The organism is Pseudomonas sp. 37 R 15 (assembly GCF_900004865.1).
Lineage (GTDB): Bacteria > Pseudomonadota > Gammaproteobacteria > Pseudomonadales > Pseudomonadaceae > Aquipseudomonas > Aquipseudomonas fluorescens_AM.
In genome coordinates this window covers 207,371-223,400 of the sequence record NZ_CVTV01000061.1, presented here as the reverse complement: position 1 = coordinate 223,400, position 16,030 = coordinate 207,371, and the positions used below count along the sequence as shown (strand labels likewise).

Genomic DNA, 16,030 nt, shown 5'->3' with positions numbered 1-16,030 from the left:
GTAACAGGTGAATTTCGTGAGCCAGCCTACGCCAGCCGTGCGTACCTTCCAAGACTTGATCCTCGCCCTCCAGCAATACTGGGCCGAGCAAGGTTGTGTGGTACTTCAGCCCTACGATATGGAAGTAGGCGCCGGCACTTTCCACACCGCAACCTTCCTGCGGGCCATCGGCCCGGAAACCTGGAACGCCGCTTATGTGCAGCCCAGTCGTCGCCCGACTGACGGCCGCTACGGCGAAAACCCGAACCGTCTGCAGCACTACTACCAGTTCCAGGTGGTGTTGAAGCCCAATCCGGACAACTTCCAGGAACTGTACCTGGGCTCGCTGAAACATGTCGGCCTGGACCCACTGGTCCACGACATCCGTTTCGTCGAGGACAACTGGGAATCGCCGACCCTGGGCGCCTGGGGCCTGGGCTGGGAAGTCTGGCTCAATGGCATGGAAGTGACCCAGTTCACTTACTTCCAGCAAGCGGGCGGCATCGAGTGCTACCCGGTGACCGGCGAAATCACCTACGGTCTCGAGCGCCTGGCCATGTACCTGCAGGGCGTGGACTCGGTCTATGACCTGGTGTGGGCTGACGGCCCTTTCGGCAAAGTCACCTACGGCGACGTGTTCCACCAGAACGAAGTGGAGCAGTCCACCTACAACTTCGAACACGCCAACGTCGACAAGCTGTTCGAACTGTTCGATTTCTATGAAAGCGAAGCCAAGCGCCTGATCGAACTCGACCAGCCGCTGCCGTTGCCGAGCTATGAAATGGTGTTGAAGGCCTCCCATACCTTCAACCTGCTGGACGCGCGCCGTGCCATCTCGGTGACCGCGCGCCAGCAATACATCCTGCGTGTACGTACCCTGGCGCGTTCCGTCGCCCAAGCCTACCTGCTGGCGCGCGCCAAGCTGGGCTTCCCGATGGCACCCCCCGATTTGCGTGATGAAGTGTTGGCTAAGCTGGAGGCTGCACAATGAGTGCTCAAGATTTCCTGGTTGAACTGGGCACCGAAGAGCTGCCACCCAAGGCACTCAACACCCTGGCCGATGCATTCCTGGCCGGTATCGAAAAAGGCCTGCACGGCGCCGGGCTGAAGTTCGCCGCGAAGAAAGTCTACGCCGCGCCACGTCGCCTGGCGGTGTTGCTGACCGCGCTGGAAACCCAGCAGCCGGACCGCAACATCAACCTCGACGGTCCGCCGCGTCAGGCCGCATTTGACGCCGAAGGCAACCCGACTCAGGCGGCACTGGGCTTCGCCAAGAAGTGCGGCGTCGAGCTGAGCGAGATTGACCAGAGCGGGCCGAAACTGCGCTTCAGCCAGGTCATCACCGGCAAGCCGACGGCCAGCCTGTTGCCGACCATCGTGGAAGACTCCCTGAACGACCTGCCGATCCCCAAGCGCATGCGCTGGGGTGCGCGCAAGGAAGAATTCGTACGCCCAACCCAATGGCTGGTGATGCTGCTCGGTGACCAGGTCATCGATTGCACCATCCTCGCCCAGAGGGCAGGCCGTGATTCCCGTGGCCACCGCTTCCACCACCCGGAGAGCGTGCGCATCACCTCGCCGGCCAACTACCTCAATGACCTGCGCGCCGCCTACGTGCTGGCCGATGCCAATGAGCGTCGCGAGTTGATCAGCAAGCGCACCGAAGAGCTGGCCCGCCTGCAGGAAGGCACCGCCATCGTGCCGCCAAGCCTGCTCGACGAAGTGACCGCCCTGGTTGAATGGCCGGTGCCGCTGGTGTGCTCGTTCGAAGAGCGCTTCCTCGACGTACCGCAAGAAGCGCTGATCACCACCATGCAGGACAACCAGAAGTACTTCTGCCTGCTGGACGTGGACGGTAAGTTGTTGCCGCGTTTCATCACCGTGGCCAACATCGAAAGCACGGACCCGCAACAGATCATCGCCGGTAACGAGAAAGTCGTGCGCCCACGCCTGACCGACGCCGAGTTCTTCTTCAAGCAGGACAAGAAGCAGAAGCTCGAAGACTTCAACCTGCGTCTGCAAAACGTGGTGTTCCAGGAAAAACTCGGCAGCGTCTACGACAAAGCCGTACGCGTTTCCAAGCTGGCGGCCTACATCGCGCCGCGCATTGGTGGCGATGCTGCCTGGGCCGCCCGCGCAGGCCTGCTGTCCAAGTGCGACCTGGCCACCGAGATGGTCGGTGAATTCCCTGAGATGCAAGGCGTGGCCGGTTACTACTACGCCCTCAACGACGGCGAACCGGACGATGTGGCCCTGGCACTGAACGAGCAGTACATGCCACGTGGCGCCGGTGCCGAGCTGCCGAGCACCCTGACCGGTGCGGCCGTTGCCATCGCCGACAAGCTGGACACGCTGGTGGGTATCTTCGGTATCGGCATGTTGCCCACCGGCAGCAAAGACCCGTATGCGCTGCGCCGTGCGGCCCTGGGCGTGCTGCGTATTCTGATCGACAAGAAGCTGGACCTCGACCTGACCCAGGCCGTGGTATTTGCCGTCGGCCAGTTCGGTGCCAAGGTCAAGCAAGCGGGCCTGGCCGAGCAAGTGCTGGAGTTCGTGTTCGACCGCCTGCGTGCGCGTTACGAAGATGAAGGCGTGGACGTTTCTGTCTACCTGTCGGTGCGTGCCCTGCAGCCGGGTTCGGCGCTGGACTTCGATCAACGCGTACAGGCCGTACAGGCGTTCCGCAAGTTGCCGGAAGCCGATGCCCTGGCCGCCGTGAACAAACGCGTATCGAACCTGCTGAGCAAGGCCGACAACCTGGGCACTGCCGAAGTGGACCCAAGCCTGTTTGCCGATGCCAAGGAGTTCTCGCTGAACTCGGCCATCGTCAAGGCCGAGAACGCCGTGAAGCCGCTGATCGCCGAGCGTAACTACGCTGAAGCGCTGGCGCGCCTGGCGTCGTTGCGTGAGCCGGTGGATGCGTTCTTTGAAGCGGTGATGATCAATGCCGACGATGCCGGCGTGCGGAAAAACCGCTACGCCATGCTCGCGCGTCTGCGTGGCCTGTTCATCAATATCGCTGACATTTCCGTACTGGGCTGATCATGTTGAAACTGCTGATTCTCGATCGGGACGGGGTGATCAATTACGACTCCGACGCTTACATCAAGTCGGTGGCGGAATGGATTCCACTGCCCGGTTCGATCGAGGCCATCGCGCAGTTGAGCAAAGCCGGCTGGACAGTGGCCATTGCCACTAACCAGTCCGGCATCGCCCGCGGTTATTACGACATTGCCACCCTGGACGCCATGCACGCGCGCTTGCGCAGGCTGGTGGCCGAGCAGGGCGGTGAGGTGGGGCTAGTGGTTTACTGCCCCCACGGCCCGGATGAGGGCTGCGCTTGCCGCAAGCCCAAACCTGGCATGCTGAAAACTATTGCAAAACATTACAAGGTGCCCTTGGCTGGGATATGGTTCGTCGGGGACAGTCTCGGTGACCTGGAGGCGGCCAAAGCCGTCGACTCTCAGCCAGTTTTGGTAAAAACCGGGAAAGGCGAAAAGACCCAGGCGAAAAACCTGCCGGTAGGCACTTTGATTTTTGACGATCTGGCGGCGGTTGCCGCAGAACTTATCAACAACTAGCCGCCCTCGACTTCCTGACCAGGGATTGTTCGGGAGTGCGCTTTTAACAGGCGGGCCGTGTCCCGCAACGGTAAATGCCGCCATGTCGATCTTGCAGGCCATCAGAACCTTTTTCTTTTACCTGCTACTGGGCACCAGTTCGTTTCTCTGGTGCACCCTGAGCTTTTTTATTGCACCTTTCCTGCCGTTCAAGGCGCGCTATCGCTTTATCAATGTGTATTGGTGCCGCTGTGCGCTGTGGCTGTCCAAGGTCTTCCTGGGCATTCGCTTCGAGATCAAGGGCGCGGAAAACGTCCCGGAGCAGCCCTGCGTGATTCTGTCGAACCACCAGAGCACCTGGGAAACGTTCTTCCTCTCGGCGTACTTCTCGCCCCTGAGCCAGGTGCTCAAGCGTGAACTGCTGTACGTGCCGTTCTTTGGTTGGGCCATGGCGATGCTGCGTCCGATTGCGATCGACCGTGACAATCCCAAGGCCGCGCTCAAGCATGTTGCCAAGAAAGGCGACGAGCTGCTCAAGGATGGTGTTTGGGTGCTGATCTTTCCCGAAGGTACGCGTGTGCCTTATGGCACCGTAGGCAAGTTCTCGCGCGGCGGCACTGCATTGGCGGTCAACGCCAACCTGCCGGTGTTGCCGATCGCACATAACGCTGGGAAGTTCTGGCCAAAGACCGGTTGGGCCAAACGCGCAGGCACCATTACCGTGGTGATCGGCGAGCCCATGTATGCAGAGGGCGAAGGCCCACGCGCTATTGCCGCCTTGAACGACCGCGCCGCAGCATGGAATGAAGCGCAGCAACGGGCGATGGGTTCATTGCCGCCGGAGCCGGTGGTGATTGATACACCTGTGATCTGATGATCTGTGGATAACCTGTGTATGATTTTCTCTCGAATGGCGCTTTTATCGTCACAACAAGCTGATTTCATTGCATATTTCCCAAGCTCATAAAATCACGTAAAAAGTGCATAAGTTTTTCTGTCGCAGCGTTGCCTATTACAGGTACCTTTCTCAGAATGGCGCTACACCTATAAAAAAATGCCCCGCATCACTGATGTGGGGCATTTTTTTTTGGCGTGCGGCGTCGGCGCGTACTGACTGCCGTCTACCTCGCCAGCGCCACCCGGCTGGCGTCAACCATAGCGCTCGTCAGCAGCAGATAGCTGTCTTCATCAAGTTGCCCATTGCTCATTTTTTCCGCAAGGCCAGTTGATGCAGCGGAGAACTGATCCTGGTAGCGAAGTCCTAACGCTGCTACGTATCCGCGAGCTTCGTCTACGTTTTTTATCGTTGTTTTCGATGCCGCTTGAGGATCGCTGTTGATTGAAGGGCCAAGCGTTGGGAAGTTAAATTGCGTGTTTATTTCTTTCATGGAAAAACTCCAGGTTGGCAGACTTCATAAGTGGAGAAATCTGCACTTCAGTTCCCGAAGGGTTCTTCCAACAACGGCAGTTTCAAGGTGAAGGTAGTACCTTTTCCTACAACACTCTCGCAACCAATGTAGCCCTTGTGACGCTCTATGACGGCTTTGACCATCGTCAGCCCCAATCCCAAACCCTCGCTGCCCTGCGCAGAATCAAAACGCCGATACTGGCTGAACAGTTCCGGCAGGTCCGCCGCAGCAATTCCCGGCCCCTGGTCACTGATACGACATTCCAACCAACCCTCTACCGTGCTGTGCCTCAATCTGACGGTAGTCCCCGAGGATGAATACTTGATGGCATTCTCCAGGACGTTGAACAGTGCGCGAGTGAGCAGCGACTGGTCTGCCGACACCATGCCTTCGTCCGCTTCATCCAGATCGTGAACCAAACGAATGCCTTTGAGTTGCGCGATAACTGCCACTTGATCGAAAGCATCCATCACCAGCATGGCAAACAGGGTGGGCTGGAAGTGGTAACCGTCCGCCTCCGCTTTCGCCAGTTGCACAAAGGACTCGGTGAGGCTCAGCGCTCGGCGCACCTGTTGTTCGATCTGGCCAAACACGGGCGATTCACTCTCATGCAGATCCAATAGGGCGAGGATTGCCGAATGTGGCGCACGCAGGTCATGGGACAGGAAGCGCAGCATGGTTTCGCGATGCTGTTGGGCTTCGCGTTCCTTGCTTAGATCCGTGAGGCTCAGCAGCCAACCCAGGGCGATGTCACCTTCGGCCGGCAGCAGGGGTGCAAGCTCCATGCGCAAGCTGCGTTGGTGGATATCACGGAACTCGACCAACGCCAATTCGGACAGGGCAGGGCGCACGCCGTTATGCAGCGGCGGATAACCCAGGTCGGCGAGCTGTTCAAGGAGGTTTTCTTGAACCAGGTCGTTGCCGAATACCTCACGAGCAACGCGATTGGCCAACAGGACGCTGCCCCGGGGATCGGTGATCAGGGTCGCGACCGGCAGGCATTCCAGGCCATCCGCCATGAAACGCCGAGTATCGCGCGTACGACTGACCGCCTGCTCGAGGGCGAAGATCCGCCCTTGCAGCACATCGCCCTTGCTGGCCGGCGCACGGCGCCGCTCCGGCAAGACTTTGGGTTCGTTATCCAGGCGAGCAAGTTCCCAGCCGAAGTAGGCGAGAATCACACTCAGACGTCGCCAGTTCCAGATCAGGTAGCTGAGCAGCAAACCAATCAGACAAGCCGCAGGCGACCACCAGTGGCCTAGGCTCAGCAGCGCCCACGCACCCAGTATCGACATGGCCATGCCGCTCAGGGTCATCCACAGCGCATATCGTGGGCGATACAACAGCAGGCCCAGCAGCAGTGCCACCAGGGACGTCGCCATCAGCGCCGCAAGCCAACCTGGCAGATCGGCAATACTGCGCCCTTGCAGTAAGCCATTGAGCACATTGGCCTGAATCTCCACACCCGCTGTCGAGCCGATAGAGGAGAGCGGCGTAACGAAACTCTCGCCCATCCCATAGGCCGTGGCACCGACCAGAATCAGTCGACCGCGCAGCCACTCTGGAGACACCTCGCCACGTAGCACGCTGGCGTAAGAAACACTTGGGAAAGGGTCGTGTGTAGAGGTGAAAGGGACGCGGATCTGATGTTCCTGATGCCACTGCTGACTACCCGGCTCTTGAGGCATGCCCGGCATCCCTGATGTTTGCCCGTTCAACGTGAACGCCAGCCAGGCCAACTGCGGGAGTGCGCTGCCCGGGGGGCCTTCACGTAGATACAGGCTGCGCACGACACCATCATGATCCGATTCGACATTGATATGCCCGATGCCCCTGGCGCACTTGAGCAAAGGCGACAAGGACTCTCCCATCTGCCTGGACCGTGCGCTGCTGTCCGTCACGATGGGCAGCAATACATTGCCTGCCTTGCATACAGCGTCGGCCAATCGTCGGTCACCTGTGCCTTCGCCGGGTTCACTGAAGATGACATCGAATAGAATACCTGCCGGCTTGGCGGCACTGAGGCGTTCGATCAGGTCCGCATGCACACTGCGCGGCCAGGGCCATGGGCCAAGTTCTTCCAGACTTGGCGCGTCAATGGTTACCAACACAATGCGCGGGTCTACCGGCAGCGGTGCCAACTGGCGCAGGCTGTCATAGAGCGGGTTATTAAGGGCCAGGCCCGGACTCAAGGATAAGTAAGCCGTGAAGGGCAATAAGACCAAGCCGATCAACAGCCACTCTCGTACCAACCCGTGAAACAGCAACTGCGCCCGGGTGGGCTGGCGTTTTTCAGCCTTGCCCCACAGTTTCACAGGGTCACCGCCGCGGACCCGACAAGGCATCGATAACCGTCAGATGAAAGTGTCATAAGCCCCGGTCTCCCTCCAGGTGGTCACGCTGAAACGCATCAGAGGTACTGATACCAGTGAAGCTTATTCCGGTCTTCTTGGAGTATCAGGCAATCACCATACCGTACATCGATCCTTTTCCTCATAGCCAGGAGCCGGTATCTTTCCCCTTGCGTACCGAAGACTTTCGATGGGCTACCGCGCTTCAATGCCAGCGTAACGAGAGATTCGAGATTCGGTTTATCCGACCATAATTATTCAGATTCAGAGGCGAGTATCCGCACACGTTGCCTCTGATTAAGCTGCCGTATTTTTTGCAGGAAGGACCCACTCATGCGTGTCGCGATACTGGACGACGAGCCCGCCGAATTGAGACGGGTAGAACAGACACTGCGACAGATTCCCAGCACATTGGAACAGCCCTGGTCCCTGCATTGCTTTGAACGCGGTGAAGACCTGCTGCGCCAACTGCGCCGTGAAACCTTTGACCTGTTGATACTTGACTGGCAACTGCCTGATATCAGCGGAATTGCGTTGTTGCGCTGGACTCGCGAGCACATGGAGTCACCGCCCGCCGTCATCATGCTTACCAGCCGCGATGCTGAGAGCGATATCGTCACAGCGCTCAACAGCGGGGCGGATGACTACGTCGGCAAACCCTTTCGGCCTAACGAACTCAAGGCACGCGTGACCGCCGTCCTGCGTCGGCACGGGCTGCATAAGTCCGCCAGTAATGAACTGCAAAGCTTCAATGATCTGACATTCGATGATGCCGAGCTGACCGTCACGCGAGCCGGAAAACCAATCAACCTCACCGAACGGGAATACCGCTTGGCCAGTTGCCTGTTTGCCAACCTGGCGCGGCCGCTTTCTCGCGAGTATTTGTATGAGCGATTCTGGACCCACGAAGAAATGGTTTCGTCTCGGCCGTTGGATACGCATATCTACCGTCTGCGCAATAAACTCGGATTGACGGCCGACCGCGGCTGGCAACTGCTGACTATTTATGGGTACGGGTATCGATTGGAGAGTGTGGCAACAGCGGCTGAACACTGAAAAGTGCGATGTTCCACGTGGAGCATTTTTCCGCGCTGACCAAACGCCCACAAAAAAGGCCAACGCTTAGCGTTGGCCTTTTTTGTTTTTGCCGGCTACCGGATCAGAAATCCAGGTTGGAAACCGCCAGGGCATTGCTCTCGATGAAGTCACGACGAGGCTCGACCGCATCACCCATCAGGGTGTTGAAGATCTGGTCTGCGCCAATGGCGTCTTCGATGGTCACGCGCAGCATACGACGCTGAGCCGGGTCCATGGTGGTTTCCCACAACTGATCCGGGTTCATTTCGCCCAGACCTTTGTATCGCTGGATGGTGTGACGCTTGGTGCTTTCAGCCATCAACCAGTCCAGGGCTTCCTTGAACTCCTTGACCTGCTTCTTGCGTTCGCCACGCTGAATGTAAGCGCCGTCGTCCAACAGGGTGCTCAACTGCGCGCCGAGGGTGACGACCGTCTTATAGTCATTGCTACCGAAGAAGTCGCGGTTGAAGGTTACGTAGTTCGACAAACCGTGGGAGATCAATTCGATCTCTGGCAGCCATACGTTACGTTCACGGTCTTCGCGCAGGCTGGCTTTATACACCAGGCCAGACTTCTCTACCGTGCGCAGACGCACTTCGTACTGGGCCAGCCAATCCTGCATGTGCGCATGATCGCCCAGCTGTTCCAGGGTGATGGCCGGCAGGTAGATGAAGTGCTCGGTCAGCTCCTGAGGGTACAGGCGCGACAAGCGCTTGAGCGTCTTCATCACCATGCGGAAGTCATTAACCAGGCGCTCCAGCGACTCCCCGGAGATACCTGGGGCTTCGTCGTTCAAGTGCAGGCTGGCATCTTCCAGGGCCGACTGCGTCATGTACTCTTCCATGGCGTCGTCGTCTTTGATGTATTGCTCTTGCTTGCCCTTTTTCACTTTGTACAACGGCGGCTGGGCAATGTAGATGTAGCCGCGCTCGATCAGTTCAGGCAACTGACGGAAGAAGAAGGTCAGCAGCAGGGTACGGATGTGCGAACCGTCGACGTCAGCATCGGTCATGATGATGATGTTGTGGTAGCGCAGCTTGTCGATGTTGTACTCGTCACGGCCAATGCCGCAGCCCAGTGCCGTGATCAAGGTGCCGACTTCCTGGGAGGAAATCATCTTGTCGAAGCGCGCTTTCTCGACGTTGAGGATCTTGCCCTTCAACGGCAGGATGGCCTGGGTGCGACGGTTACGACCCTGCTTGGCGGAACCGCCAGCAGAGTCACCTTCCACCAGGTACAGTTCGGAGAGGGCAGGGTCCTTCTCCTGGCAGTCAGCCAACTTGCCCGGCAGACCGGCGATGTCTAGCGCGCCTTTGCGACGGGTCATTTCACGCGCTTTACGTGCCGCTTCACGGGCACGTGCGGCGTCGATCATCTTGCCGACAACCAGCTTGGCTTCGTTCGGGTTCTCCAGCAGGAAGTCGGAGAAGTACTTGCCCATCTCCTGTTCCACAGCGGTCTTCACTTCGGAAGACACCAGCTTGTCTTTGGTCTGGGAGCTGAACTTCGGATCCGGCACTTTTACCGAGATGATCGCAGTCAGGCCTTCACGGGCATCATCACCGGTGGTGGCGACTTTGTGCTTCTTCGCCAATCCTTCCGCTTCGATGTAGGTATTGAGGTTACGCGTGAGCGCGGAACGGAAACCCACCAGGTGAGTACCGCCATCGCGCTGCGGAATGTTGTTGGTGAAGCACAACAGGTTCTCGTTGAAGCTGTCGTTCCACTGCAGGGCGATTTCAACGCCGATGCCGTCTTCACGCTGGATGTTGAAGTGGAACACCTGATTGACCGCAGTCTTGTTGGTGTTCAAGTATTCAACGAACGCACGCAAGCCGCCTTCGTACTTGAACAACTCTTCCTTGGCGCTGCGCTCATCCTTGAGGATGATGCCGACACCGGAGTTGAGGAACGACAGCTCGCGAATCCGCTTGGCCAGGATGTCCCAGCTGAAGTGGATGTTCTTGAAGGTTTCAGCCGAAGGCTTGAAGTGGATCTGGGTGCCGGTGGTTTCACTGTCACCTACGATTTTCATCGGTTCCTGTGGCACACCGTGAACGTAAGTCTGTTCCCAGATCTTGCCGCTGCGGCGTACGGTGAGTACCAGCTCTTCGGACAGCGCGTTCACTACCGATACACCTACACCGTGCAAGCCACCGGATACTTTGTAAGAGTTGTCGTCGAACTTACCGCCGGCGTGGAGCACGGTCATGATGACCTCAGCCGCCGAGACGCCTTCTTCTTTATGCACATCTACCGGAATACCGCGGCCGTTGTCGCGCACGGTAATGGATTCGTCCGGATGGATGATGATGCTGATGTCGTCGCAGTGACCGGCCAGAGCTTCGTCGATGGAGTTATCGACCACCTCGAACACCATGTGGTGCAGACCGCTACCATCATCGGTGTCGCCAATGTACATACCGGGACGTTTGCGTACGGCATCCAAACCTTTCAGCACTTTAATGCTGGTCGAGTCGTACGTGTTTTCTTCGCTCATGCCTTCACTCCCGATGGTCGTGGGTCTGGGTGATACGGCCTTGTTCCACGTGGAACAAAGCGACTGGCGTTTCCGTCTGCCAGCCTTCCCTCAATAATTCGTGGTCTACACAGGTGATAAACACTTGGCAGCGTAAGTCTTCCAATAAGCGGCATAACGCGCGGCGGTGCTGCTCGTCGAGTTCGGACGGCAAGTCATCCACCAGATAAATACACTGACCGCGTCGGGCCTGGCTGACCAGGTGCCCCTGCGCGATACGCAATGCACACACCACCAACTTCTGCTGACCGCGGGACAGAATATCCGCAGCATTGTGAGCGCCTAATCTAAGGCGCAAATCAGCGCGTTGGGGGCCGGCCTGGGTGTGGCCAATCTGCTGGTCACGCTGCAGGGAGGTCGCAAGCACTGCACTCAGCTCGCGCTCCTTGTCCCAACCACGGTAATAACTCAGCGTCAGCCCCTCGAGGTCCAACAGCTCGCTCAAGGTCTGCTCAAAGACTGGTTTCAAGGCTTTGATATAGGCACGGCGGTATTCATCTATTTCGTCGCTGGCCAGGCAGAGTTCCCGGTCCCAGGCCGCTTGTGAAGCGGCGTCAAGTGTACCATGCCGCAGCCACGAGTTCCGCTGCCGCAGGGCCTTCTGCAGGCGCTGCCAGGTGGCCATGAACCTTGGTTCCACGTGGAACACGCCCCAATCGAGGAATTGCCTGCGGATTTTTGGTGCACCTTCCAGCAAGCGGAAGCTGTCGGGGTTGATCAACTGCAACGGCAGGATTTCCGCCAACTGCGCAGCACTGCGCGCATTTTGCCCATCAATGCGAATCTGAAACTCCCCGCTGCGATCACGGGATATCCCAAGGGCGCTGTGTCCACCTTCGGCCAATTCAACTTGGCCAAATACCGTGCACGCCAGTTGCTCGTACTGAATCACCGGTAACAGGCGGGCACTGCGGAAGGAACGGGCGAGCCCCAGCAAGTGGATAGCTTCCAGCACGCTGGTTTTGCCACTGCCATTGGCGCCATGAAGAATGTTGATGCGAGGGGAAGGGGAGAAGGTCACCGGGTGCAGATTGCGCACCGCGGTGACAGAGACGCGACTGAGGGACATCTATCTTCTGCTGAGCATGATTACAGACGCATCGGCATAACAACATAAGCCGAGTCGTCGTTATCGGATTCTTGTACCAGCGCGCTGCTGTTGGAGTCCGACAGAATCAGGCGAACCTGTTCGGTGGTCATCACCCCCAGCACGTCCAGCAGATAGCTCACGTTAAAGCCGATCTCCAGGTTGCCGCCGTTGTAGTCGACGCCCACTTCTTCTTCCGCCTCTTCCTGTTCCGGGTTGTTCGCCTGGATCTTCAGCTGACCATTAGCCAGTTGCAGACGAATGCCCCGATACTTCTCGTTGGAGAGAATGGCGGTACGGCTGAACGCTTCACGCAGGGCCTGGCGATCGCCGAGTACCAGCTTGTCACCGCCTTTAGGCAGCACCCGCTCGTAGTCGGGGAACTTGCCGTCGACCAACTTGGAGGTAAAGGTGAATTCGCCGGTCGTCGCGCGGATGTGGTGCTGACCCAGAACGATGCTGACGTTGCCATCCGGCTCAGTCAGCAAACGCGCCAACTCGAGGATACCTTTACGCGGCACGATGACCTGGTGACGATCCGGCTGGCCGATATCGGCGCGCATCGAACACATCGCCAAGCGGTGACCGTCAGTGGCGACCGCACGAATGATCCCTTCGGACACTTCCAGCAGCATGCCATTAAGGTAATAGCGCACGTCCTGCTGGGCCATGGCGAAACTGGTGCGCTCGATCAACCGACGCAGTTTGCTCTGCTCCAGGCTGCAGGTCAGCGAACCTGGACCTTCTTCCACAGTCGGGAAATCGTTGGCCGGTAACGTGGAGAGGGTGAAACGGCTGCGCCCGGCTTTGACAACCAGTTTCGATTCATCAACCTTGATGTCGATCAGCGCGTCGTTTGGCAGGCTCTTGCAGATATCCATCAGCTTGCGTGCAGGCACGGTGATCTCGCCAGGTTCGGCGGGCTCTTCGAGCTGCACGCGGCCAACCAGTTCGACTTCCAGGTCGGTACCGGTCAGGGACAACTGTTGGCCTTCGACCACCAGTAATACGTTGGAAAGCACCGGCAAGGTCTGTCGGCGCTCGACGACGCCTGCGACCAGTTGCAGGGGTTTCAACAGGGCTTCGCGTTGAATGGTGAAATGCATGGTCTAGTCCCTTGCCTTAATAAGCTGCGCTGGTGTCATCAGGTAGTCAGTGTACGCAGCAGGTTCTTGTAGTCCTCGCGAATATCCGCGTCGGATTCCTTAAGTTCGTTGATCTTGCGACACGCGTGCAAAACCGTGGTGTGGTCGCGACCACCAAACACATCACCGATTTCCGGCAGGCTATGGTTGGTCAACTCTTTGGAGAGGGCCATGGCCACCTGGCGCGGGCGTGCTACCGAGCGCGAACGGCGCTTGGACAGCAGGTCGGAAATCTTGATCTTGTAGTACTCGGCAACGGTGCGCTGGATGTTATCCACACTCACCAGTTTGTCCTGCAGCGCCAGCAAGTCTTTCAAGGATTCGCGAATCAGCTCGATGGTGATGTCGCGCCCCATGAAGTGAGAGTGCGCAATGACCCGCTTGAGCGCACCTTCAAGTTCACGCACGTTGGAACGAATGCGTTGGGCGATAAAGAACGCAGCGTCGTGGGGCAGGTCGACTTTGGCCTGGTCGGCCTTTTTCATCAGGATCGCGACGCGTGTTTCCAACTCGGGCGGCTCTACGGCAACCGTCAGCCCCCAGCCGAAGCGCGACTTCAAGCGCTCTTCAAGGCCTTCGATTTCTTTTGGATAACGGTCACTGGTGAGGATGACCTGCTGTCCACCTTCGAGCAGGGCGTTGAACGTGTGGAAGAACTCTTCCTGGGAACGTTCCTTGCGCGCGAAGAATTGAATGTCGTCGATCAGCAATGCATCAACGGAGCGATAAAAACGCTTGAACTCGTTGATGGCGTTGAGTTGCAGAGCCTTGACCATGTCAGCCACGAAGCGCTCCGAGTGCAGGTAGACCACCTTGGCATTCGGGTTCTTCTTTAACAGGTGGTTACCCACAGCGTGCATCAAGTGGGTTTTACCCAAGCCGACACCGCCATAAAGGAAGAGCGGGTTGTAACCGTGCTTCGGGTTGTCGGCCACTTGCCAGGCGGCCGCACGGGCCAACTGGTTGGACTTGCCCTCGACAAAATTCTCGAAGGTAAAGGTGCGGTTCAGGTAGCTGGTGTGCTTGAGCGCGCCCTCGACCTGCACCGTGCGCTGTTCGGCACGAACGGGAGCTTGTTGAGAGCTGGCTCCAGCCATGGGATCGAAGCTGTCACGGGACGGCTCTTCGTTCTCTGGTGCATGTTTAGGCGTAGATGATTTGGCGGGCGCCGGTGCAGGCGCTGCAGCTACCGGTGCCGCCTGGGACTGCGATGCAGCCGCAGCCAATGGCGCATTCGGGGCAGCACGAGGTGCGGAGCTGCGTTTGCTGCCTATTAATAAGGAAAGCACGGGCGCGATGCCGTTGCCATGTTCGTCGAGCAATTCGAGAACGCGGCTCAGGTACTTCTCGTTGACCCAGTCGAGAACAAAACGATTGGGCGCGTAGACACGCAACTCGTCGCCTTCGGCTTCGACCTGTAGCGGACGGATCCAGGTGTTGAATTGCTGGGCAGGCAGCTCATCGCGCAAAAGCTCCACGCACTGCTGCCAAAGTTCCACTGACACGGATATCCCCTAAGTTGAAAGCCGGTGAGGCAAAAACAGCCGCCATTGTAGCGGCCAGCCGTCCACTTATCCACATGAAGGTTGCTCACAGGGCACCCAAAATCAACGCCTTAACGGGAATAAAGGCGACCGGCGGTCTGTGAATAAGCTCTGTGGATAACCGTACCTGAGCCCGTTGCACAAGTAGGGGCAAAAGTCTGTGGGTAACTGGCCTGTGGATAACAACCCATTCCACCCACAGCTTATCCGACAGTGCAGCACAGGCAGAGCACCGTTTCTCCCCTGTGTTGTCATTCTCTGTACACCACGTTGAATATGGCCTCAAGGTAGTTATCCACAGAAGAACGCCTCTCTAGCTTTTATAAGCTTTACAGAAAAGCTTTAAATAACTTCCTTCTTTATTTTTATATCTAGTCACTCCTCGTGGAAGCCAGGCGGATGGAAAGGGGGAGGTGGCCTCCAGATATCTAATTGAAGGAAAAGCTGGTTGGAAATTGACCTAGAGGCTTGCTTTCTCTAGAATCGCCGGTCTCTTAAAACGGGGGCCATTCCGGCCCGTTGTGGACGAACCAGGTAACAACGCCATGAAACGTACTTTCCAACCAAGCACCATCAAACGCGCCCGTACTCACGGCTTCCGTGCTCGCATGGCTACCAAGAACGGCCGTGCTGTCCTGTCGCGTCGCCGCGCCAAAGGTCGTGCGCGTCTGGCAGTTTGATAATCCGGTACTGGTGGTGAGTCAGGACTTCAGTCGGGAAAAGCGTCTGCTAACCCCCCGGCACTTCAAGGCAGTCTTTGACTCCCCCACCGGCAAGGTTCCGGGGAAAAATCTCCTGCTCCTTGCGCGTAACAACGATCTTGATCACCCCCGTCTCGGGTTGGTGATCGGCAAGAAGAGCGTAAAGCTCTCCGTTGAGCGCAATCGCCTCAAGCGTCTGATGCGCGAATCGTTTCGCCTCCACCAGGACACTCTGGTTGGTTGGGATATTGTTATCGTCGCGCGCAAAGGCTTGGGGGATGTAGAAAACCCCGAATTGATTCAGCATTTCGGCAAGCTCTGGAAACGTCTGGCGCGTACCCACAAACCAGCACCAGCAGTCAGCACCGAAACTGTAGGGGTAGACAGCCTTGATGCGTAAACTGGCAATCGTTCCGATCCAGTTTTATCGCTATGCCATTAGTCCTCTGATGGCCAGCCACTGTCGTTTCTACCCCAGTTGTTCCTGCTACGCGTTAGAGGCCATAGAAAATCATGGTCTTCTGCGCGGTGGCTGGCTGACCTTTCGTCGTTTAGGTCGCTGTCATCCGTGGAATCCCGGTGGTTATGACCCGGTTCCACCTATCCCTACCTCCCGTTCTTCTTCGATGGCCGAGTAA

General features: G+C 57.8%; 14 protein-coding genes. 8 read left to right on the top strand and 6 right to left on the bottom strand.

The window, feature by feature from the left end; genetic code table 11:
• Positions 1-16 precede the first annotated feature (16 nt).
• From glyQ to BFQ04_RS26715, 4 genes are all read left to right on the top strand, one after another.
• A complete protein-coding gene (gene glyQ / locus BFQ04_RS26730; RefSeq protein WP_065953345.1) occupies positions 17-970 on the top strand; it encodes a glycine--tRNA ligase subunit alpha in 954 nt (317 codons plus the stop codon).
• Positions 967-3,021, top strand: a complete 2,055-nt coding sequence (gene glyS, locus BFQ04_RS26725; RefSeq protein ID WP_065953344.1) for a glycine--tRNA ligase subunit beta — start codon at positions 967-969, stop codon at positions 3,019-3,021. Before glyQ ends, glyS begins: the two co-directional genes overlap by 4 nt.
• Positions 3,021-3,560 (top strand): D-glycero-beta-D-manno-heptose 1,7-bisphosphate 7-phosphatase, encoded by a 540-nt coding sequence (gmhB, locus tag BFQ04_RS26720; RefSeq protein ID WP_175413322.1) that lies wholly within the window; start codon positions 3,021-3,023, stop codon positions 3,558-3,560. Before glyS ends, gmhB begins: the two co-directional genes overlap by 1 nt.
• 82 nt (positions 3,561-3,642) lie before the next feature.
• Positions 3,643-4,413 (top strand): lysophospholipid acyltransferase family protein, encoded by a 771-nt coding sequence (locus BFQ04_RS26715; protein ID WP_065953343.1) that lies wholly within the window; start codon positions 3,643-3,645, stop codon positions 4,411-4,413.
• Positions 4,414-4,660: 247 nt separating this feature from the next.
• On the opposite strand, the gene BFQ04_RS26710 is transcribed toward BFQ04_RS26715, so the two are convergent.
• Together BFQ04_RS26710 and BFQ04_RS26705 are read right to left on the bottom strand one after the other, a co-directional pair.
• Entirely contained in the window at positions 4,661-4,927 is a 267-nt protein-coding gene (locus BFQ04_RS26710; protein ID WP_065953342.1) for a hypothetical protein, read from the bottom strand.
• Between the two features lie 47 nt (positions 4,928-4,974).
• Positions 4,975-7,263, bottom strand: coding sequence for a CHASE2 domain-containing protein (locus BFQ04_RS26705; RefSeq protein WP_065953341.1), 2,289 nt, complete (start codon positions 7,261-7,263; stop codon positions 4,975-4,977).
• A 369-nt stretch (positions 7,264-7,632) separates the two neighbouring features.
• On the opposite strand from BFQ04_RS26705, the gene BFQ04_RS26700 reads away from it, so the two are divergent.
• Positions 7,633-8,355, top strand: a complete 723-nt coding sequence (locus BFQ04_RS26700) for a response regulator transcription factor (protein ID WP_065953340.1) — start codon at positions 7,633-7,635, stop codon at positions 8,353-8,355.
• A gap of 103 nt (positions 8,356-8,458) precedes the next feature.
• On the opposite strand, the gene gyrB is transcribed toward BFQ04_RS26700, so the two are convergent.
• From gyrB to dnaA, 4 genes are read right to left on the bottom strand one after another with little or no spacing between them, the layout of a single operon-like run.
• On the bottom strand, positions 8,459-10,876 hold the full coding sequence (gene gyrB / locus BFQ04_RS26695) for a DNA topoisomerase (ATP-hydrolyzing) subunit B (RefSeq protein ID WP_065886704.1): 2,418 nt from the start codon (positions 10,874-10,876) through the stop codon (positions 8,459-8,461).
• 4 nt (positions 10,877-10,880) lie between these two features.
• Positions 10,881-11,984, bottom strand: a complete 1,104-nt coding sequence (gene recF / locus BFQ04_RS26690; RefSeq protein ID WP_057725758.1) for a DNA replication/repair protein RecF — start codon at positions 11,982-11,984, stop codon at positions 10,881-10,883.
• A gap of 20 nt (positions 11,985-12,004) precedes the next feature.
• Positions 12,005-13,108: a DNA polymerase III subunit beta gene (gene dnaN, locus BFQ04_RS26685; RefSeq protein ID WP_065886702.1), complete on the bottom strand. Its 1,104-nt coding sequence runs from the start codon at positions 13,106-13,108 to the stop codon at positions 12,005-12,007.
• A 38-nt stretch (positions 13,109-13,146) separates the two neighbouring features.
• Entirely contained in the window at positions 13,147-14,652 is a 1,506-nt protein-coding gene (gene dnaA, locus BFQ04_RS26680; RefSeq protein ID WP_065953339.1) for a chromosomal replication initiator protein DnaA, read from the bottom strand.
• A gap of 584 nt (positions 14,653-15,236) precedes the next feature.
• On the opposite strand from dnaA, the gene rpmH reads away from it, so the two are divergent.
• From rpmH to yidD, 3 genes are read left to right on the top strand one after another with little or no spacing between them, the layout of a single operon-like run.
• The gene (rpmH, locus tag BFQ04_RS29055) at positions 15,237-15,371 is read left to right on the top strand and encodes a 50S ribosomal protein L34 (RefSeq protein WP_003213577.1); all 135 of its coding nucleotides are present in this window, start codon (positions 15,237-15,239) and stop codon (positions 15,369-15,371) included.
• Positions 15,372-15,384: 13 nt separating this feature from the next.
• The gene (gene rnpA, locus BFQ04_RS29050) at positions 15,385-15,792 is read left to right on the top strand and encodes a ribonuclease P protein component (RefSeq protein WP_020302575.1); all 408 of its coding nucleotides are present in this window, start codon (positions 15,385-15,387) and stop codon (positions 15,790-15,792) included.
• Positions 15,785-16,030 carry a membrane protein insertion efficiency factor YidD gene (yidD, locus tag BFQ04_RS29045; RefSeq protein ID WP_019816912.1) on the top strand — a complete coding sequence of 82 codons (246 nt, stop codon included), beginning with the start codon at positions 15,785-15,787 and terminating at the stop codon, positions 16,028-16,030. Before rnpA ends, yidD begins: the two co-directional genes overlap by 8 nt.